Annotated in this window: 15 protein-coding genes and 2 pseudogenes; 6 read left to right on the top strand and 11 right to left on the bottom strand. The window is 72.5% G+C overall.

What is annotated here, in order from left to right; translation table 11 throughout:
• Positions 1–129: 129 nt before the first annotated feature.
• Genes CIK06_RS11050 through CIK06_RS11030 form a run of 5 tightly spaced genes read right to left on the bottom strand, consistent with a single transcriptional unit; the run spans position 130 to position 5820 of the window.
• Positions 130–1155 carry a Gfo/Idh/MocA family protein gene (locus CIK06_RS11050; RefSeq protein WP_095567735.1) on the bottom strand — a complete coding sequence of 342 codons (1026 nt, stop codon included), beginning with the start codon at positions 1153–1155 and terminating at the stop codon, positions 130–132.
• Entirely contained in the window at positions 1152–2597 is a 1446-nt protein-coding gene (locus tag CIK06_RS11045; RefSeq protein WP_198348192.1) for an NDP-hexose 2,3-dehydratase family protein, read from the bottom strand. Before CIK06_RS11045 ends, CIK06_RS11050 begins: the two co-directional genes overlap by 4 nt.
• Complete coding sequence (locus CIK06_RS11040) at positions 2594–3763, bottom strand: nucleotide disphospho-sugar-binding domain-containing protein (RefSeq protein ID WP_095564749.1); 1170 nt, start codon at positions 3761–3763, stop codon at positions 2594–2596. The genes CIK06_RS11045 and CIK06_RS11040 overlap by 4 nt, the downstream gene beginning before the upstream one ends.
• A gap of 15 nt (positions 3764–3778) precedes the next feature.
• A complete protein-coding gene (gene rfbB / locus CIK06_RS11035; protein WP_095564748.1) occupies positions 3779–4753 on the bottom strand; it encodes a dTDP-glucose 4,6-dehydratase in 975 nt (324 codons plus the stop codon).
• The gene (locus CIK06_RS11030; protein WP_095564747.1) at positions 4750–5820 is read right to left on the bottom strand and encodes a glucose-1-phosphate thymidylyltransferase; all 1071 of its coding nucleotides are present in this window, start codon (positions 5818–5820) and stop codon (positions 4750–4752) included. Before CIK06_RS11030 ends, rfbB begins: the two co-directional genes overlap by 4 nt.
• Positions 5821–5977: 157 nt before the next feature.
• Here CIK06_RS11030 and CIK06_RS11025 point away from each other — a divergent pair, with 157 nt between their 5' ends.
• Positions 5978–6586 carry a dTDP-4-dehydrorhamnose 3,5-epimerase family protein gene (locus CIK06_RS11025; RefSeq protein ID WP_095564746.1) on the top strand — a complete coding sequence of 203 codons (609 nt, stop codon included), beginning with the start codon at positions 5978–5980 and terminating at the stop codon, positions 6584–6586.
• Positions 6587–6759: 173 nt separating this feature from the next.
• Here the strand turns inward: CIK06_RS11025 and CIK06_RS11020 are convergent, their stop codons facing one another.
• The 6 genes from CIK06_RS11020 to CIK06_RS10995 all read right to left on the bottom strand — a co-directional run bounded on the left by CIK06_RS11020 (position 6760) and on the right by CIK06_RS10995 (position 13021).
• On the bottom strand, positions 6760–7020 hold the full coding sequence (locus CIK06_RS11020; protein ID WP_095564745.1) for an acyl carrier protein: 261 nt from the start codon (positions 7018–7020) through the stop codon (positions 6760–6762).
• Positions 7017–8327, bottom strand: coding sequence for a ketosynthase chain-length factor (locus CIK06_RS11015; RefSeq protein WP_232534149.1), 1311 nt, complete (start codon positions 8325–8327; stop codon positions 7017–7019). Before CIK06_RS11015 ends, CIK06_RS11020 begins: the two co-directional genes overlap by 4 nt.
• Positions 8324–9592 carry a beta-ketoacyl synthase gene (locus CIK06_RS11010; protein WP_095564744.1) on the bottom strand — a complete coding sequence of 423 codons (1269 nt, stop codon included), beginning with the start codon at positions 9590–9592 and terminating at the stop codon, positions 8324–8326. The genes CIK06_RS11015 and CIK06_RS11010 overlap by 4 nt, the downstream gene beginning before the upstream one ends.
• 141 nt (positions 9593–9733) lie before the next feature.
• Complete coding sequence (locus CIK06_RS11005) at positions 9734–10270, bottom strand: flavin reductase family protein (protein WP_198348191.1); 537 nt, start codon at positions 10268–10270, stop codon at positions 9734–9736.
• 87 nt (positions 10271–10357) lie between these two features.
• On the bottom strand, positions 10358–12028 hold the full coding sequence (locus tag CIK06_RS11000) for a response regulator transcription factor family protein (protein ID WP_095564743.1): 1671 nt from the start codon (positions 12026–12028) through the stop codon (positions 10358–10360).
• Positions 12029–12154: 126 nt separating this feature from the next.
• Positions 12155–13021, bottom strand: a complete 867-nt coding sequence (locus CIK06_RS10995; RefSeq protein WP_198348190.1) for a UbiA family prenyltransferase — start codon at positions 13019–13021, stop codon at positions 12155–12157.
• Positions 13022–13337: 316 nt separating this feature from the next.
• Here CIK06_RS10995 and CIK06_RS10990 point away from each other — a divergent pair, with 316 nt between their 5' ends.
• The 5 genes and pseudogenes from CIK06_RS10990 to CIK06_RS10970 all read left to right on the top strand — a co-directional run bounded on the left by CIK06_RS10990 (position 13338) and on the right by CIK06_RS10970 (position 18452).
• On the top strand, positions 13338–14153 hold the full coding sequence (locus tag CIK06_RS10990; protein ID WP_095564741.1) for an AfsR/SARP family transcriptional regulator: 816 nt from the start codon (positions 13338–13340) through the stop codon (positions 14151–14153).
• Positions 14154–14191: 38 nt separating this feature from the next.
• Positions 14192–15897 (top strand): annotated as a pseudogene (gene leuA, locus CIK06_RS10985) (2-isopropylmalate synthase).
• A complete protein-coding gene (locus tag CIK06_RS10980; RefSeq protein WP_198348189.1) occupies positions 15894–16913 on the top strand; it encodes an ABC transporter ATP-binding protein in 1020 nt (339 codons plus the stop codon). The pseudogene leuA and the gene CIK06_RS10980 overlap by 4 nt, the downstream one beginning before the upstream one ends.
• Entirely contained in the window at positions 16910–17650 is a 741-nt protein-coding gene (locus CIK06_RS10975; protein WP_095564740.1) for an ABC transporter permease, read from the top strand. The genes CIK06_RS10980 and CIK06_RS10975 overlap by 4 nt, the downstream gene beginning before the upstream one ends.
• 113 nt (positions 17651–17763) lie before the next feature.
• Positions 17764–18452, top strand: a pseudogene (locus CIK06_RS10970) (response regulator transcription factor).
• Positions 18453–18464 lie beyond the last annotated feature (12 nt).

Raw genomic sequence — 18464 nt, 5'->3', positions numbered from 1 at the left:
GCGGTGCCGCTGGCCGCGGAGACCCCGGCCGCCAGCACCAGCACGCCCTGGTGGGACGCGGTCAGGCTCGCGAGGTGTTTGGCCAGAAAGCCCCGTCCGATGATGTCCATCCGCGCTCCTCGCCGCCGGTCAGTTCGGGACGTCCAGGTAGCGGGCCACGTCCCGGACCCGCTGGACGAGGGCGGCCTGGCGGAGGACGGCCGCGCCCTGCAACCCGCTGTCCGTGCCGGTGCGCACGGCGTCGGCGAAGGCCCGCAGCGCCGCCTCGAAGTGGTCGTCCGGCGCCAGCAGCCGCTCCTGCACCTCGCCGCCCCGCTCGATCCGCAGCACCGGCTTGTGGTCGGCCGGCGGGGTGAACGCCCGGTCCAGCCGGAGCCGGCCCGCGCTGCCCCACACCTCGTACTCGCACCGGTAGGCGTGTTCCATCCCGAAGGCGAGTTGGGCCGCCACGCCGTCCGGGGTGACCAGCAGGGCCGTGCCGCCCAGGTCGACGCCGCGGGCCGGGTCCCGGCGCAGCGTCGCGCCGACCACCTCCAGTCGGTCGCCGAGCAGCAGCGTGGCCGCCCGCAGCGGGTAGCCGCCCACGTCGGCCAGCGCCCCGCCGCCGACGTCCGGGCGGTACCGGATGTCCTCCCGGGGCAGCGCCGGGATCGCGAACGCCGCGCTCAGCAGGCGGGGCTCGCCGATCAGCCCGGAGCCGATCAGCTCGCGTACCTGTGCGTGCTGGCTGTGCAGGGTGAACATGTAGTTCTCGGCCAGCACCAGACCCCGGGAGTCGGCCAGCGCCACCAGCCGGCGGGCGTCCGCCTCGACCGTGGCCAGCGGCTTCTCGGCGAGCACGTGCTTGCCGGCGCGCAGCGCCCGGTCCACCCACGGCGCGTGCAGGGCGGCGGGCAGCGGCAGGTAGACCGCGTCCACGTCGTCCCGCTCCAGCAGCGCCGGGTAGCCGGTCACCGGTTGCGCACCGAACCGCTCGCCGAACCGGGCGGCCCGCTCCGGATCCCGGCTGGCCACCGCCGTGAGCCGCAGTTGCGGCACGCCGGCCAGCGCGGGCAGGGTCTTGCGCCAGGCGATCTCGGCGCAGCCCAGGACGCCCAGCCGGACCGGCGTACCGCCCGGGACCGGCGTGCCGGTGCCGGTGCCGGTGCCGGTCACCACAGCGTCTGCAGGCACGCGACCAGGCTGCGTGCCTCCACGTTGAGGTAGTTCGACAGCCGCAGCAGACCCATCAGCTGCGCCACCGTCACCCAGCGGTAGTCCGGCGGCACGGCCAGCGGCAGGTCGTCGGCCTCGATGATCTGGTAGCGGTTCTGCGCGTGGTAGAACCGGCCGCCCTCCTCGGACTGCACCACCTCGTAGCGGATCCGGGACCGGTCGGCGGAGAGCACCTGGTCCAGGAAGGCCGGCCGGTGTTCCCGCGGCACGTCCCGGTAGTTGCCGGGCAGGCAGTGCACGGTCGGCGCCAGCTCCACCACGTCCAGCGTGCCGGCCTCGGCCCGGGCCTGCGCCAGCACGTGCAGCACCCCGTCGATGCGCCGGGTCAGGAACGCCGAGATGCCGTGCCCGACCGGCGCCACCAGCGGCTGCGTCCAGCTGGACACCTCGCGGCTGCTCGCCTCCACCTGCACGCCGACGATCTGGAAGTACTTGCCGTCCTCGTGCGAGATGGCGTCCGGTCCGGCCCGCCAGCCCTCCAGTTCGCGCAGCGGGATCCGGCGCCGCTGGTGGGCGTAGCGGGACTTCGCCTCCACGAACCAGCTCAGCACCTCGGCGTCGGTGTGCAGCGCGCCGCGCTGGCCGCCGACGGACTCGACGAGCGCGGCCCGGAACGGGTCGTCGCCGGCCACGGTGCGGGCGGGGCCGTCCGGGCGGCCGAACGGCATGCAGGACAGCACCGTCCGGGAGTCCATGTTGACCAGGTTGTCCACCCGGAGCAGTTCGTGGATCTGGCCGATGGTGAGCCAGCAGAAGTCGTCGCGGACCTCGATGTCCTCGTCGGTCTGCACCACCATGTTGCGGTTGCGCTTGTGCAGGAACCAGGCGCCCTGCTCGGACTGGAGCGCGTCCACCAGCACCTGGCCGGTGCGCGGCGCCACGAAGTGTTCGAGGTACGGGATGGCGCTGCCCTTGTGCACCCGGGTGTAGTTGCTGCGGGTGGCCTGCACGGTCGGGGACAACTGGAGCGTGTTGACGTTGCCGGGCTCCATCTTGGCCTGCATGAGGCAGTGCAGGATGCCGTCGAACTCCTTGACCAGGATGCCGACGATGCCGATCTCCGGCTGGTTGATGATCGGCTGGGTCCACCGCGGGACCCGGCCGAAGTCGGTGGCGACCTCCAGGCCCTCCACCGAGAAGAACCGGCCGCTGCTGTGCACGAGGTTGCCGGTGTCCTCGGCGAACCGCCAGCCGTCCAGGTCCTGGAACGGTACGCGGTGCACCGCGAACCGGTTCATGCCGGCCCGCTCGGCCAGCCAGCTCTCGAACCGCGCGGTGGGCAGCAACCGGCCGTCGGTGGTCAGGGCCGACCTGGTGAACCGGTCGGCGACCCGCCGGTCGTCCCCGGTCACCAACAGCGGGTGGGGTGCGGTGGTGGTCACGCCATCTCCTTCCACGGATCTGCCGCGACGAGCCGTTCGAGCACCCCGACGACCTCGGCGGGGCTGGGTCCGACGGCGTTCTCCTCGGCGATCGACTCGGCGTTCTTGCGGTACAGGGACTCGGCCAGCAGGTCGCGGCAGGCGTCCACCACGGCGTCGGTGGTCCGTTCGGCCGGCAGCAGCCGCAGCCCGGCGCCGGCCGCGACCATCCGGTCGCTGTTCTCGAACTGGTCCGCGGTCTGCGGCAGCGCGAGCTGGGGAACCCCGAGGGCGAGCGCGGTGAACAGCGAGCCGGGTCCGCCGTGGTGCACCACGGCGGCGCAGCCGGGCAGCACCAGGTGCAGCGGCAGCCAGCCGGTCGCGCGGACCCCGGGCGGCAGGTCGGTCCAGGACCGGGCCACCTCGTCGGCCACCCCGACGACCACCTCGACGCCGAGCCCGGTGAGCGCGGTGGCCCAGTCGCGCAGCATCCCGGCGAAGTCGAGCAGCCCGTGCCTGGGCAGCATGCTGCCCAGGGTCAGGCAGATCCGGGGGCCGGGCGCCGGGCCGCGGGCCCACTGCGGCAGCACGGCCGGGCCGTTGAACGGCACGTACCGCATCTGCTGGCCCTGCGGCGCGCCGGGGCGCTGCACCGACGGCGGGCAGACGTCGATCCGCAGTGCCGGCTCGGGCAGGCCGCCCAGCCCGGACCGGGCGCACTCGCCGGCCAGTTCGGCGCCGGCCGCCGGCCGGTACTCGGGCTGCACCGCCAGCCCCCAGGAGTGTTCCACCCAAGGGATCCCGGCGGCGGCCGCGGCGATGGCGCCGGCGAACTCGGTGGGCTCGCCCACCACGAGGTCCGGACGCCAGTCGCGGACCAGGTCGAGGGTGCCGTCGAGGGTACGGGCGGCCAGCCGGCCCCAGGCGCGGCCGCTGGAGTGCCGCCGCTGCGTCGGGTCGCTGGGTTGGGCGAGCCGCCGGCCCTGCCGGTCGTGAAACATGAACTCGGCGAACTCGATCGGCCCGGCGCAGGGCACCACCGGGAGCCCGGTGGCGGCGACCTCGTCGGCGAAGTTGGCCGGGGTGGCGACCAGGACGTCGTGTCCGGCGGCCCGCAACGCCCAGCTCAACGGCACGAGCGGGAAGAAGTGGCCGTGCAGCGGTGCCGTGCTGACCAGTACGCGCATGATGCCTTCCTGTCTCTAGCGCCGCGTGCCCCGCAGCGGCTTCCACCACCACGAGTTGTCCCGGTACCACTGGACGACCTCGGCCAGCCCGCGGTCGAAGTCGACGAGCGGCCGGTAGCCCAGCTCGGTCCGGATCTTGCTGTCGTCCAGCGAGTAGCGCAGGTCGTGGCCGAGCCGGTCGTCCACCTGGCGCACCATCGACCAGTCGACGCCGCAGTGCCGCAGCAGCCGCTGCGTCAGTTCCCGGTTGCTCAGCTCCACGCCGCCGCCGACGTTGTAGATCTCCCCGGCCCGGCCGCCGGTGAGCACCAGTTGCACGGCCCGGCAGTGGTCGTCCACGTGCAGCCACTCCCGGACGTTGCGGCCGTCGCCGTACAGCGGCACCGGCTCGCCCTCCAGCAGGTTGGTCACGAAACGCGGGATGACCTTCTCCGGGTACTGGTACGGGCCGTAGTTGTTGCAGCACCGGGTGATCGAGACGGCGAGCCCGTGGGTGCGCCAGAACGACCGGGCCACCAGGTCGCTGCCGGCCTTCGTGGCCGCGTACGGCGAGTTGGGCTGCAACGGCCAGGACTCCGTCCAGGAACCGGCCTCGATCGAGCCGTACACCTCGTCGGTGGAGACGTGCACCACCCGCTGCACGCCGGTGCGTACGCACGCCTCCAGCAGCGTCTGGGTGCCGACCACGTTGGTCATGGCGAACGGCGCGGCGCCGGCCACCGAGCGGTCCACGTGCGACTCGGCGGCGAAGTGCAGCACCGCGTCGTGTCCCGGCAGCAGGTCGGTGAGCAGGCCGGCGTCGCAGATGTCGCCCTCGACGACCGTGAGCCGCGGGTCCGCGGCCGGCAGGTTGTCCCGGTTGCCGGCGTAGGTGAACTTGTCCAGCACGGTGACCTCGGCCCGCTCGTAGCCGGCGTGCCGGCCGGCGAGCATCCCGCGGACGTAGTGCGATCCGATGAAGCCGGCGCCGCCGGTGACCAGCAGCCTCATGCCACGACCTCCACCCGGGTGTCGTCGCCGATGACCAGGCGGTGCCGGGCGAGGTCGCCGTCGGACAGGCAGACCTCCGCCGAGCGGCCGATCAGCGAGCCGTGGATGCCCCGGACGTCCCGCACGGAGACCCGGTCCAGGACGATGGAGTACTCGATGCCGGCGCCGGCGAGCACGCAGCCGCGGCCCAGCGCCGTGTACGGGCCGATGTAGCTGTCCACCACGACGCTGTCGGCGCCGACCACGGCCGGCCCGACGATCCGGGACCGCACCACCCGGGCGCCGGGTTCGATGGCCACCGGGCCGCAGACCTCGCTCGCCGCGTCCACCTCGCCGAGCAGCCGGTGCTCGGTGGACTCCAGCAGCACCCGGTTGCACTCCAGCATGTCGTCGATGCGTCCGGTGTCCCGCCAGTACCCGGTGTAGATGGCGGCCCGCACGTCGGCGCCGCCGGCCACCAGCCACTGGATCGCGTCGGTGATCTCCAGCTCGCCGCGGGCGCTCGGCTGGATACGCCGGGTCGCCTCGTGGATGGCGGCGGTGAAGAAGTACACGCCGATCACGGCCAGGTCGCTGGTGGGGTTCTTCGGCTTCTCCACCAGCCGGTCGACCCGGCCGTCCGGGTCGACCTCGGCGACGCCGTACTCGGACGGGTCCGGCACCTTGGTCACCACCAGCTGCACGGCCGGCCGGTCCCGCCGGAACGTCTCGGCCAGTTCGCCGAGTCCGCTGGCGAAGATGTTGTCACCGAGATACATCAGGAAGTCGTCGTCGCCGAGGAAGTCCGCGGCGAGCTGGACGCAGTGCGCCAGTCCCAGCGGCGCCTCCTGCGACAGGTAGGTGAGCCGGAGTCCGTGCTGGCTTCCGTCGCCCACGGCGTCCCGGATCGCCTGACCCCGTTCGCTGCTGACCACGATCGCGACGTCGGTGATGCCGACCTCGCGCAGGCGGTCGAGGCAGTGCAGCAACACGGGGCGGTTGGCGACCGGCACCAACTGCTTGGGCATGCTGTAGCTGAACGGCCGGAGCCTGCTGCCGAGGCCCCCGGCTAGGACCAGAGCCTTCATGCGTTACCCACTCTCGACGGGCCGCTGGCACTTCCGCGCGGCCGGGCATCTCATGGATACGGACCGCCCCACGAGGTGCCTTCGAGAACCGGTCCAAGACCGTCGGGGGCGGCACGGTTTCGACTCAGGCTTGAGGCGTCGTGGCTAGCTTCCGGACATGGAGATCCATCCGTTGGCGGTGCTCGACGCGTACCGGATCGTTCCGAGCATGCTGGAGGACGCACGCGGCTGCTTCTACGAGGCGCTGCGCTGGGACAGCCTGCTGGAGGCCACCGGCCACGCGTTCACCCCGCGGCAGGCGAACTACTCGGTCTCCCGGCGCGGCACGCTGCGCGGCATCCACGGCGTCCGGCTCCCGCCGGGACAGGCGAAGTTCGTCAACTGTGTCCGCGGCGCCGTGCTGGACATCGTGGTCGACCTGCGGCTGGACTCGCCGACCTTCGGCGCGCACGCGGTGAACCGGCTGGACGCCACGGGCGGTGCCGGGGTGTACGTCGCCGAGGGGCTGGGGCACGGCTTCGTGGCGCTGACCGACGACGCCTGCGTGGGCTACCTGTGCTCGACCACGTACCAGCCGGGCACGCCGCTGGAGATCAATCCGCTCGATCCCGAGCTGGGGCTGCCCTGGCAGCTCACCCGCAAGCCGCTGATGTCCCGCAAGGACGCCGAGGCGCCGGGGCTGACCGAGGCGATCCGGGCCGGCCTGCTGCCGACGTACGCGCAGTGCCGGGCCCTCTACGACCGGCAGCGCCCGGTCCTGCGCTGAGGTCCCGCGCCGAGATCCGCGTCGAGGTCCCGCGCCGAGATCCGCGCCGAACGGCGCCCGGCCGGGCGGCGCGGCGGCCGCGGGCGGGCCGGGCCACAGACGCCGGGCGGGCCGGAGCGCGGTGCGCTCCGGCCCGCCCGGGTGGCGGTGAGGGTCCGGCCCCGGCCGTCCGCTCAGCCGGTCTGGGCCAGGAAGCGCCCGTTCACGAACGCCACGAACGCCGCCGGGGTGTCCACGTCGCCCACCAGGCCGTCCGGCAGCGACACCCGGAACTCGCGCTCCACCCGGGCCGCCGTCTCCAGCAGCGCCAGCGAGTCGTACCCGAGCTGGTCGAACGGGACGCCGCCGATGTCGCCGTCAAGGTCGACGCCCTCGTCCTCGCCGGCGCACTCGCGCATGATCCTCTTCAGGTCGTCGATGGTGAACTGGCTCATCGGCCACTCCTCTCCTCGGTACCTGCCGTCCCGGAATCCCCGTCCCGGGCGGCCTCGTCGTCGTGCGGTTGCGGGCCGCCGCGCAGCACGATCGCCGCGTTGAAGCCGCCCCGGCCGCGGGCCAGCACCAGGGCGGTCCGGATCGGCAGCCGGCGCGCCGCGGTGACCAGGTCGAGCTGGTAGCCGGGGGCCGGGTCGCCGACGTTCACCGTCGGCGGCACGACGCCGGCCCGCATCGCCAGCAGCGCGGTCGCCACGTCCAGGGCACCCGCGCCGGCGCCCAGCCGCCCGGTCATCGACTTCGGTGCGGTCACCGGCACCCCGCCGGGTCCGAACAGCTTCTCCAGCGCCTGCGCCTCCGCCAGGTCCGCCTCCGGAACGCCGGCCGCGTCGGCGAAGACCACGTCGATGTCGTCGGGCAGCACGTCGGCCTGGGCGAGCGCCTGCGCCGCGGCCCGGCCCAGGCCGCACTCGCGGCCCGAACCCGGCGGCGGGTCGAAGGTGGCCGCGTACCCCACGATCTCGCCGTAGATCCGCGGCGCGCCGCGCCGCGCGGCGGCGTCGGCGTCCTCCACGATCAGCACCGCACCGCCCTCGCCGATCACCCCGCCGGTGGCGTCCAGGCCGAAGGGCCGGTACGCGGTGGCCGGGTCCCGCCGCTCGCTGAGCTGCCCGCTGGGCAACTGCGAGACCAGCCCCATCGGGCACAGCGACGAGTCCACGCCTGCGGTGATCACCGCGGGCGTGCCGTCGCGGACCAGCCGGCGGGCGTGGCCGACCGCGTCCAGCCCGCCGGCCTGGTCGGTGACCAGCGCGGAGGCGGGGCCGCGCAGCTTGTGCCGGATCGAGATCTGCCCGGTGTTCACCGCGTAGAACCAGGAGAACGACATGTACGCGCTGACCGTGCCCGGTCCCTCGGTCCAGAGCTTCTGCAACTCGCGCTGGCCGAACTCGAACCCGCCCGCGGAGGCGGAGGTGACCACGCCGAAGTCGAAGTCGCAGCCCTCGTCGACGGTCAGCGCGGCGTCGGCGAGCGCCCATTCGGTCGCCACCAGGGCGAGCTGGGTCATCCGGTCGGTCTGCGGGATGAGCCGGCTGGGCAGGTGGTCGGTCGGCTCGAACGCGCCGATCTCACCGGCCAGCCGGACCGGGTAGGTGCTCGCGTCGAACCGGCCGATCGGCCCGATGGCCGCCCGGCCGGCCGCGGTGGCGGCCCAGTGCTCGTCCGCGCCGAGCCCGGTCGGGGCCAGCACCCCGAGGCCGGTCACCACGGCCCGGGTCCTCGGGCCGGTCACCGGGCCGGTCACCGGGCCACCGCCTCGGGCCGGGAGAGCAGCATGGCGCTCTGGAAGCCGCCGAACCCGCTGCCCACGTTCAGTGCCACGTCCACGGTCCACTCCCTCGCGTGCAGGGGTACGTAGTCCAGGTCCAGTTCCGGGTCCTGCTCGTGCAGGTTCGCCGTGGGCGGGACCATCCCGTGTGTGATGGCCAGCGCGCAGGCGGCGGTCTCGATGGCGCCGATCGCACCGAGCGAGTGGCCCACCATGGACTTGATCGAGCTGGCCGGCGTCCGGTAGGCGTGCTCGCCCAGGGTGCGCTTGACCGCCGCCGTCTCGTGCCGGTCGTTCTGCTTGGTGCCGGTGCCGTGCATGCTGACCCAGTCGACCTGTTCCGGGCGTACCCGGGACTTGTCGAGGACGACCCGGATGGCCTCGGCCATCTCCCGGCCGTCGGCCTGCAACCCGGTCATGTGGTACGCGTTGGCCCGGGTGGCGACGGCGTCGATGGTCGCGTAGATCCTGGCGCCGCGCCGCCGGGCGTGCTCCAGTTCCTCCAGCACGAACATGGCGGCGCCCTCGCCGAGCACGAAGCCGTTGCGGCTGACGTCGTAGGGCCGCAGCGCGTGCTCGGGGTCGTCGTTGTGCGCGGAGGTGGCCCGGATGGCGTCGAAGCAGGCCACCGTGATCGGTGCGATCGGGGCCTCCGTGCCGCCGGCGATCACCACGTCCGCCTCGTCGTCGCGGATCAGTTGGCAGGCGTACCCGATGGCGTCGATGCCGGCGGTGCAGCCGTCGGAGACCACCGACACCGGGCCCTCGGCCCCCACCTGCCAGGCCACCTCGGCCGCCAGCGAACTCGGCACGAAGTAGTCGTAGAGGTGCGGTACCGCGTAGCCGGGGTCGACGTTCCAGCGCTGGCCGCCGTCGGAGAGGACCAGGTACTCGTTCTCCAGTTTGATGGTGCAGCCGACCGCGCTGCCGACCGTCACCCCGGTCCGGGTGGCCGCGACCTCCCCGGTGGACAGGCCGGAGTCGGCCAGGCACTCCCGGGTGCACACGACGGCGAACTGCGCCGCGCGGTCCATCCGGCGGATCTCCTGCGGGGTGAGGCCGTGCTCGGCCGGGTCGAAGTCGCACTCGCCGGCCATCCGGGACCGGAACGGCGTCGGGTCGAACGTGGTGATGGTGCGGGTGGCGCTGCGGCCGGACAGGATGCGATTCCAGAAGGCATCGGTACCGATGCCGCCCGGTGCGATCACGCCGATCCCGGTTATCGCGACACGTCGGGTCATGCCATCTCCTCTCCTCGTATCCGCCCGGCGGCTCCTGAGAGCCTGGCGGTCGGTGGTGGGGGCGTCGTCGAGCCGGGTTGGAGACGCGCCGGGGGCACACGGGTGCCCGGGACGCGGCCGGACGCGACCCGGCCGCGGGGCTCAGCGGTCCGGCTCGAACCGCCCGTACGCGCCGCGGTGGTAGACCAGCGGCGGGTCCGGCCGGGGGTGCTCGGCGTCGACCAGCAGCCCGACGATCATGAGGTGGTCGCCGAGCGGCACGATCCTGTACGTGCGACAGGCCAGGTGGGCCGCGGCGTCCTCCAGCAGCGGCAGCCCGTACCGGCCGCGGCGCCACCGGGTGAGCGCGAACCGGTCGGTGTCCCGGCGCGCGAAGACGGCGGCCACGTCGGCCTGGCCGGCGGTGAGCACGTTCACCGCGAAGTGCTCGGCGGCGCAGAGCCGCAGCCGGCTGCTGGAGCGCCGGTCCACACAGAACGACACCAACGGCGGTGACTGGCTGACCGAGGTGAACGAGCTGGCGGTCATCCCGGTCGGCCCGTCGGCCACGGTCACCACGACCACCCCGGCGGCACACCGGGCCAGCGCCCGGCGAAAGTCCTCCGGTCCGAGTCCGGCCGGCGGCTCCGGGTGCGCCGCGAGCGGGCCGGTGCTGCCGTTGAGCTGTTCGATGAACACGGCCGCCTCCCTTCCGACGGCGGATCCGGCCGTCGCCGGCTCAGCGCATCGTGGTCGGCGCCGCTAAAGGACCGGTGGAGGACCGGGCTATCCGGACCCGCCGTGCGGGCCGGACCGGGGCGCGCTGATCAGGTCGGAGCGGACCGCCTTGTTCACCGCGTCGATCCGGGACACGGCGCCGAGCTTGCCGAAGATGTTGCTCAGGTGCCGCTTCACGGTGGCCTCGGTGACCTGGAGCCGGGAGGCGATCTGCGCGTTGGTCAGGGCCTGGGCGGCCAGCTTCAGCACGTCGAGTTCCCGGGCCGACAGGTCGACGTCGGCCGCCGTGGCGCGGACCCGGGCCAGGCTCTGCCGCGAGACGCCGAGGATGATCCGGTCGTCCCGTCGCCGGGCGGTCCGGATGGCCGAGATCAGCTCCTCGCGGCGGGCGCTCTTCAGCAGGTAGCCGCGGATGCCGAGGTCGAGCAGGCGTTGCAGCAGGTGCGGGCCGTCGTACATGCTCAGGATGATGATCTCGGTCTCGGGGGCGGCCTCGCGCATCCGCTGCACCGTGGTCACCACGTCGTCCCCGACGATCTCGACATCGAGCAGCACGACGTGCGGCTGCAACGCGGTCACCGTGGCCACCGCGGTCGCGCTGTCCCCCGCCTCGCCGACCACCTCAAGGTCCGGTTCGACCTCAAGGATCCACCGGATGCCCTCCCTGACCAGCATGTGGTCGTCCACCAGGACCAGTCGGGTCGGCCCCTCGTCCACCTCACGCCTCCCGTAGGCACACCAGAAGTTCGACGAGGGTGCCCCGCCCGGGGCGCTCTCGACGCTGACGGCGCCGCCCAGCAGCGCCGCTCGTTCCCGCATCGAGGCGATACCGGCCCGGCTGGCCGACACGTTCCGGGGGTCGAAGCCGACGCCGTCGTCCCGGACGGTCCCGCGCAGTTCGTCCGGGGTGACATCCACCCGCACCAGCAGGTGACTGGCCTCGGCGTACGCCAGGACGTTGCGGATGGCCTCGCGCAGGATGAGGAACGCCTCGTTGCGCACCTCGGGCGGCGCCCAGTGCTCGTCGCCGTTCACCTCGATGTGCACCGCAAGCTCCGGGCGTTGCACCGAGTCCAGGAAGCGCTGGAACTCCTTCTCCAGGCTGTCCAGTGGCTCACTTACCCGCAGACTTGAAATAACTTCGCGTACCGCATCAAGGGTTTCGCGTAACGCCTCGTACGCCACACCCACTCGGGCAACCGCATGCACGGGTTGGGTTTCCCAATAAATATTGAACAGTTCCAAATTGCGGTGCGCGACCGTGACGCCGGAACCGATCCGGTCGTGCACCTCCCGGCTGATCCGGCGCCGCTCCTCCAGGTGCGCGCCGTGCACCCGGTTCAGCAGGAAGCCCCCGTACGCGTCGGCGGCCTGACCGAGCGCGCGGACCAGCACGGCGTTCATGGTCAGGGCGATCAGCAGGGTCCGCTCGGACCGCACGGCGGCGTCCTGGATGTTCTCGTCGACGGAGCGCAGCAGCACGTCAAACAGGATGCCAGCGGCCCGCAAGGACTCGCCCGGGCGGAAGCCCTGCGCGGCGCGGGTGGCCCCGATGTCGGAGGCGAGCGTGCGCCGCACCGCCTCCTCGTGCCGCCCGGCCAGCTCGTCCAGCAGGTCGTCCAGAAGCTGCTGGGCGTGCGCGACGACCTGCTGCCGGGATACCTCGCTGCGGAACAACGGACTGTCCTGCTCGGCGAGGCGACGCTCGAACGAGGCCATTATGTCCGGATGTGCCGCTCTCAGAGAGGAGGCCAGTGCCGGAGACAAGCCTTCATGATGACGTTCGGCCAACGCCGCTCTCCTCGCCCGCGATATTGCGATTGCGATGAGGCTAGCGGTGGCTACTCAGGAGGGCAAGATCAAGCCCGTCAGCAGCAGCGCGCAATTAACCGCATATTGGGTTGCCATAAATGCACGGTAGGGCAAGCGGCGGCGCTTGCGACTCCCGAGCGAGAGATTACTGCGCGTAAACCAGGCGACTACAACCGCACCCGCCGACATCGCGAGCGCCGGCCAGGTCAGCCCGGGCGCGAATACCACGGCGGCCACCGGAAACCCGATGCCCACCGCCAGCGCGTTGCGGGCCACCAGCCGGCGGGCCCGGGCGTCGCCCCTGACCAAGGCGGTCGTCCGGCAGCCGGCCGCGGCGTCTCCGGCGGTGTCGGAAAAGTCCTTCGCCAGCGCACCGACCAGGCCCATCCATAGCGACATGACTACGGCGAATATGGTCAGGTCCACGTTTATTCGTACTGGTCCATAGACGCTGGCGCCGGCGAGAAAGGTCAGCAGACCGCAGATGATCACCGTCGCCCCGGCCGCCCGGGAGGACCGCTTGAGCCGTGCCGGCGGCGCGCAGTAGGCGTACCCCAGCACCAGCGAGATGCCCACGAAGATCGGGTACGCCCCGCCGAGCACGAAGGCGCCGGCGAGCGAGGCAAGTGCCGCGGCACCGGAGACCACCGCCGCGAAGCCGCGGGACAGGGCACCGGCGGCGATCGGCCGGGTGGATCCGTTGAGCCGATCCTCCACCACGTCCATGACGCCGTCGAAGAGATACGCGGACACCACCGCGAGTTCCCAGCTGATCCCGGCGATCAACAGTCGGCCCAGCGGGATCGCCGCACCGGCCGGACGGGTCAGAACGAAACCAGCGACAAAACGGAGTAGGAAAATAACCTGGACGCAGGGTCGGGCTTCCACAACGCACGCCACCAGTCCCCGGTTAAGGGACGGGAGTACGCGAGCAGCGGTCGGCACGCGGGGTAGTACATCCACCGACATGTCTGTACGGTATCCGAACTCCAGCACCCGTCAATGGCGCTACAACCAAAGTTGCAGCGCGGGGTGCATCCTCCAGACCGCCGCCTGCATCCATGCGATTACCTGCCGCACCCTCCGGCCAGTTCATCTTGAGCGATCGACGATCAACGCTCTAGGGTTCGGCCCCAGGAACAGTCGGCGAGGCGGTCACAACACCGTTCTTCCCGGCCGGTCGGCACCCCAAACAATTAATCTGGAGGAAACAGAAATGCTCAATTTCAAGGTCCTCGGTCCGCTCCAGGTGGTCAATTCTCAGGGCGTTTTCTGCACGCCCACCGCGCCGAAGGTGCGCCAGGTGCTCGCCCTGCTCCTGCTCCGGGAGAACCAGGTCGTACCGGTCGACTCGCTCATCGAGGAGCTGTGGGGCGAGGAACCGCCGCAGAGCGCGGTGACCACCGCCCAGACATACATCTACCAGCTCCGCCGCGCGTTCGGCCGCTCCGCGGTGACACCCGGACGCACCGAGTGGCTGATCACCACACCTCCCGGCTACCTGATGTACGCCACCGCCGAGCAGGTCGACGCCAACTCCTTCCACGACCTGTCCTGGCAGGGCCGCCAGCTGCTCGACGGCGGGCGCACCGAGGAGGCCGCCGCGGTGCTGCGCCGGGCCCTCGACCTGTGGTCCGGACCGTGCCTGGCCAACGTGCTCACCGGCCGGCACCTGCAGGCGCACGCCGTGCACCTGGAGGAGGAGCGGCTGCGCACCCTGGAGCTGCGGATCCTGGCCGACGCGTCGCTCGGCCGGCACCACGAACTCATCGGGGAACTGCGCGGCCTGGTCGCCGCGCACCCGCTGAACGAGTGGTTCCACGGCCAGCTGATCGCGGCGTTGAGCCGGTGCGGACGGCGCAGCGAGGCGCTGCACGCGTACCAGAGCCTGCGCCGGGTGCTGCACGACCAGCTCGGCCTCGACCCGCAGCCGGAGTTGCAGCGGCTCCAGCGGGAGGTGCTGACCTCGGGCGCCCCCGAGGCCCCGGTGTTCGGCCTGCACCTGCGGCCGTCCCTGGCCACGGCGTCGTGACGCCGCTGCCGGCGCCCCACGGTCACAGTGGAGGAATCATGAACAACCGTCAGCGTCGCAGCGGCATGCCCCATGACCGGTACCGGCCGTTCAGCGCGCCCGAACTGCCCCGGCGCCGCTGGCCCGACGCCCGGCTGACCGCGGCGCCCCGGTGGTGCGCGGTGGACCTGCGGGACGGCAACCAGGCGCTGCCCGAGCCGATGGGCGTGTCCCGCAAGCGGGCGATGTTCGAGCTGCTGGTCCGGATCGGGTTCAAGGAGATCGAGGTCGGCTTCCCGGCCGCCAGCCAGGCCGACTTCGACTTCGTCCGGCTGCTGATCGAGCAGGACCTCATCCCCGACGACGTGCAGATCTCGGTGCTCACCCAGGCCCGGGAGGAACTCATCGAGCGCACCGTGCGCAGCCTCGCCGGCGCGGACCGGGCGACCGTGCACCTGTACACCGCGACCAGCCCGCTGTTCCGCCGGGTGGTGTTCGGAGTGGACCGCGCGGAGTGCCTCGACCTGGCCACCGGCGGCACCCGGCAGGTCATGAAGTACGCCGAGGAGCTGCTGCGGGGCACCGACGTGGGGTTCGAGTACTCGCTCGAACACTTCGTCGACACCGAGCCGTCCTTCGCCCTCGCGGTCTGCGAGGCCGTGGCGGACGCCTGGGAACCGGGTCCCGACCGGGAGCTGGTGCTCAACCTGCCCACCACGGTCGAGCGGTGCTCCCCCAACCACTTCGCCGACCTGGTGGAGTGGCTCGGCGACCGGCTGAGCCGGCGGGCGCACACCTGCCTGTCGCTGCACCCGCACAACGACCGCGGCACCGGGGTGGCGACCGCCGAGCTGGGGCTGCTGGCCGGCGCCGACCGGGTGGAGGGCTGCCTGTTCGGAAACGGCGAGCGGACCGGCAACGTCGACCTGGTGACCCTCGGGCTCAACCTGTTCTCCCAGGGGGTCGACCCGCAGATCGACTACTCCCGGCTGGACGAGATCCGCCGGACCGTGGAGCACTGCAACCAGCTTCCGGTGCCCGAGCGCCACCCGTACGCCGGTGACCTGGTCTACACCTCGTTCTCCGGGTCGCACCAGGACGCCATCAACAAGGGCCTGGCGGCGCTGGCCCGGGACGCCGACGCGGCCGGTACGCCGGTCGAGCGGTACCCGTGGGACGTGCCGTACCTGCCGGTCGACCCGCGCGACGTTGGCCGCTCCTACCAGGCGGTGATCCGGGTCAACTCGCAGTCCGGCAAGGGCGGCGTGGCGTACCTGATGCGCACCGAGCACCAGCTCAACCTGCCGCGCCGGTTGCAGATCGAGTTCTCCGCGGTGGTCCAGCGGTACACCGACGACCAGGGTGGCGAGGTCAGCGCGGAGCGGCTCTGGGAGATCTTCGCGGACCACTACCTCGGCGAGCGCTGGCTGGCGCTGCGCTCGTACGCCACGGCGCCGGCCGACGGCGGGTGGCGGTGACCGCCGAGATCGAAGTGGACGGTGCGGTGCGCACGGTCACCGGGACCGGCGGCGGCCCGATCGAGGCGTTCGTGCAGGCGCTGTCCGGGATCGGCCTGGACGTGCGGGTGCTGGACTACGCCGAGCACGCCCTGGCCGCCGGCGCCGACGCCCGGGCGGTGGCCTACGTCGAGTGCCGGTACGCCGGCACGACCCGGTGGGGCGTCGGGATCGACGCCGACCTGGTGAACGCCTCGCTGCGGGCCACGGTCAGCGCCATCACCCAGGGCCCGCGGGAGGCGCGGTGACGGCCACCACGACCGCGGCGCCGCCGGCCCTGGCGCTGGCCGGCGTCGGCTACCGGTACGGCGCGGCGAAGGCCGTCGACGGGCTGGACCTGTCGGTGGCCGCCGGCGAGGTGCTGGCCCTGCTCGGGCCGAACGGCGCGGGCAAGTCCACCACCATCAACCTGCTGCTCGGGCTGCTGCCGCCGGAGACCGGCACGGTGCAGATCTTCGGTCAGCGCCCGGCGCAGGCGGTCGCGGCCGGCCGGATCGGCGCGATGCTCCAGGAGAACCAGCTGCTGCCCCGGATCCGGGTCGCCGAACTGCTGGACTTCGCCCACGGCCTCTATCCGGACCCGATGCCGGTGGACGAGGTGCTGGACCTGGCCCACCTGACCGGCCTGGCCGGGCGGATGACGGAGGCGCTCTCCGGCGGCCAGCAGCAGCGCGTCCGGTTCGCCATGGCGGTGATCGGCCGGCCCGACCTGCTGGTGCTGGACGAGCCCACCGCGGCGCTGGACGTGGAGGCCCGGCGCGACCTCTGGGTGGCCATGCGCCGGTACGTGGCCCGGGGCCGGACCCTGCTGTTCTCCACGCACTATCTGGCGGAGGCGGACGAGAACGCCGACCGGATCGTCGTCATCGCGCAGGGCCGGAAGATCGTCGACGGCTCCCCCGAGGAGATCAAGCGCACGGTGCCGGGCCGGCGGCTCTCGATCCGCTGGCCGCAGGGCGGCGACGGCGGACCCGGTGCGGACACCGCACCGCCCGTCGCGGCGGGCCTCGACATCGGATCCGGCGCCGCGGCGGGCGCCGACGCCGCACCGGACGCCGCGGCGGGTCCGCTGACGGGATTGCCCGGGGTGGTCTCGGTCGACCTGGTGGCCGACCGGGCGGTGCTGGCCTCGACCGACTCGGACGCGACCGTGCTGGCCCTGGCGCAGCGGGGTCTGGTGCGCGACCTGGAGGTGGTCGGCGCCAACCTGGAGGACGCCTTCCTGGCGATCACCGGCGACGCGAGGGTGAGGAGCCTGCCATGATCGGCTACCTGCGGCTGGAGCTGCGACGCACGCTCCGGGCACCGGGCTTCCTGATCTTCACGATCATCATGCCGCTGGTGATGTACCTGATCTTCACGAACCTCGGCAGGGTGACCGGCGAGGACCACGCCGACGACGCCGCGCTCTACGCGATGATCAGCATCGGCGGCTTCGGCGCCATCGGCGCCCTGCTCAACTACGGCGCGAGCATCGTGACCGACCGGTCCAGCGGGTGGCTGCGGCACCTGCGGCTGACCCCGCTGTCCCCGCTGCGGGTGGTGCTCGGCAAGGCGCTCACCGGGATGCTGCTGGCGCTGCCGCCGGTGATCGCGCTCTGCGTCGCCGCCGCCGGGATCAACGGGGTGCGGCTCTCGGCCGGGCAGTGGCTGGCCATCGTGCCGATGCTGTGGCTCGGCTCCGCCCCGTTCGTGCTGCTCGGGCTGGGCATCGGCTACCTGTGCACCGCGCAGACGGTGCAGCCGGCCAACTTCCTGGCGTACTTCGGCTTCTCCCTGCTGGGCGGCCTGTGGCTGCCGCTGCGCACGTTCCCGGACTGGCTGCGCACGATCGGTGCGCTGACGCCCACCCACGGGTACGCCGACCTGCCGCTGCGGGTGGTCGACTTCAACGACAGGCCGGCCACCTCCGACGCGCTGGTGCTCGGCGGGTGGTTCGTGGTGTTCGCCGCGTTCGCGGTCTTCGCCTACCGCCGTTCGGCGTCCCGCCGGGACGCCTGAACACCACCCCGGGGTGATCCGGCCGGTGCCGGCCGGATCACCCCGGGTGACATCTGCCGCGTGTCCCGCGGACCAGCCGGGGCGAGGACTTGCCAAGGGAAGTACGGTCTGGGGTGGCGACGGTACTCCTGGTCGAAGACGATCACGTCGTCCGCGGCGCGATGTTGCGTTCCCTGGCCGACCGGGGCCACGCGGTGCACGCGGTCGGCACGGCGCTCGACGCGTTGCGCCGGGTGGCGGCCGAGACCCCGGACCTGGTCGTGCTCGATCTGGGACTGCCGGATCTGGACGGCGCGGACGCCCTGCGGATGCTCCGCGGCATCACCGACATCCCGATCATCATCGCCACCGCCCGGGACGACGAGCAGGCCATCATCCGGCTGCTGCGGGCCGGGGCGGACGACTACATGGTGAAGCCGTTCACCGGCGCCCATCTCGACGCCCGGATCACCACGGTGCTGCGCCGGGCCGGCCGCGCCAGCCGGGCGGTGGCCCCGGCGGTCCACCAGGTCGGCGACCTGCGGGTGGACGTCGGCGAGCGCAGCGCCACGCTGGACGGCGTACCCCTGGCACTGACCCGCAAAGAGTTCGACCTGCTGGCCTATCTCGCGGCCCGGCCCGGCCGGGTAGTGTCCCGCCGGGAACTGTTGGAGGAGGTATGGCGTCAGCCATCGGTCGGCGAGGACCAGACAATCGACGTACATCTCTACTGGCTACGCCGCAAAATGGGCGAGTCCGCGGCGAAGCCGCGCTACCTGCGCACCGTGCGGGGGTCGGGTTCCGGTTGGTGGCACCGGACTGAGGCTGGCGCTGG

The organism is Plantactinospora sp. KBS50, assembly GCF_002285795.1.
Lineage (GTDB): Bacteria > Actinomycetota > Actinomycetes > Mycobacteriales > Micromonosporaceae > KBS50.
The sequence above is the reverse complement of the archived record's forward strand: the minus strand, read 5'-3'. Positions and strand labels throughout refer to the sequence as shown.

What these genes read in the sequence shown, in the direction of transcription:
- CIK06_RS11040 (WP_095564749.1), bottom strand. Translation starts at nt 3,763, where the DNA reads ATGCGCGTACTGGTCAGCACGGCACCGCTGCACGGCCACTTCTTCCCG.
- rfbB (WP_095564748.1), bottom strand. Translation starts at nt 4,753, where the DNA reads ATGAGGCTGCTGGTCACCGGCGGCGCCGGCTTCATCGGATCGCACTAC.
- CIK06_RS11030 (WP_095564747.1), bottom strand. Translation starts at nt 5,820, where the DNA reads ATGAAGGCTCTGGTCCTAGCCGGGGGCCTCGGCAGCAGGCTCCGGCCG.
- CIK06_RS11025 (WP_095564746.1), top strand. Translation starts at nt 5,978, where the DNA reads ATGGAGATCCATCCGTTGGCGGTGCTCGACGCGTACCGGATCGTTCCG.
- CIK06_RS11020 (WP_095564745.1), bottom strand. Translation starts at nt 7,020, where the DNA reads ATGAGCCAGTTCACCATCGACGACCTGAAGAGGATCATGCGCGAGTGC.
- CIK06_RS11010 (WP_095564744.1), bottom strand. Translation starts at nt 9,592, where the DNA reads ATGACCCGACGTGTCGCGATAACCGGGATCGGCGTGATCGCACCGGGC.
- CIK06_RS11000 (WP_095564743.1), bottom strand. Translation starts at nt 12,028, where the DNA reads ATGGCCTCGTTCGAGCGTCGCCTCGCCGAGCAGGACAGTCCGTTGTTC.
- CIK06_RS10990 (WP_095564741.1), top strand. Translation starts at nt 13,338, where the DNA reads ATGCTCAATTTCAAGGTCCTCGGTCCGCTCCAGGTGGTCAATTCTCAG.
- CIK06_RS10975 (WP_095564740.1), top strand. Translation starts at nt 16,910, where the DNA reads ATGATCGGCTACCTGCGGCTGGAGCTGCGACGCACGCTCCGGGCACCG.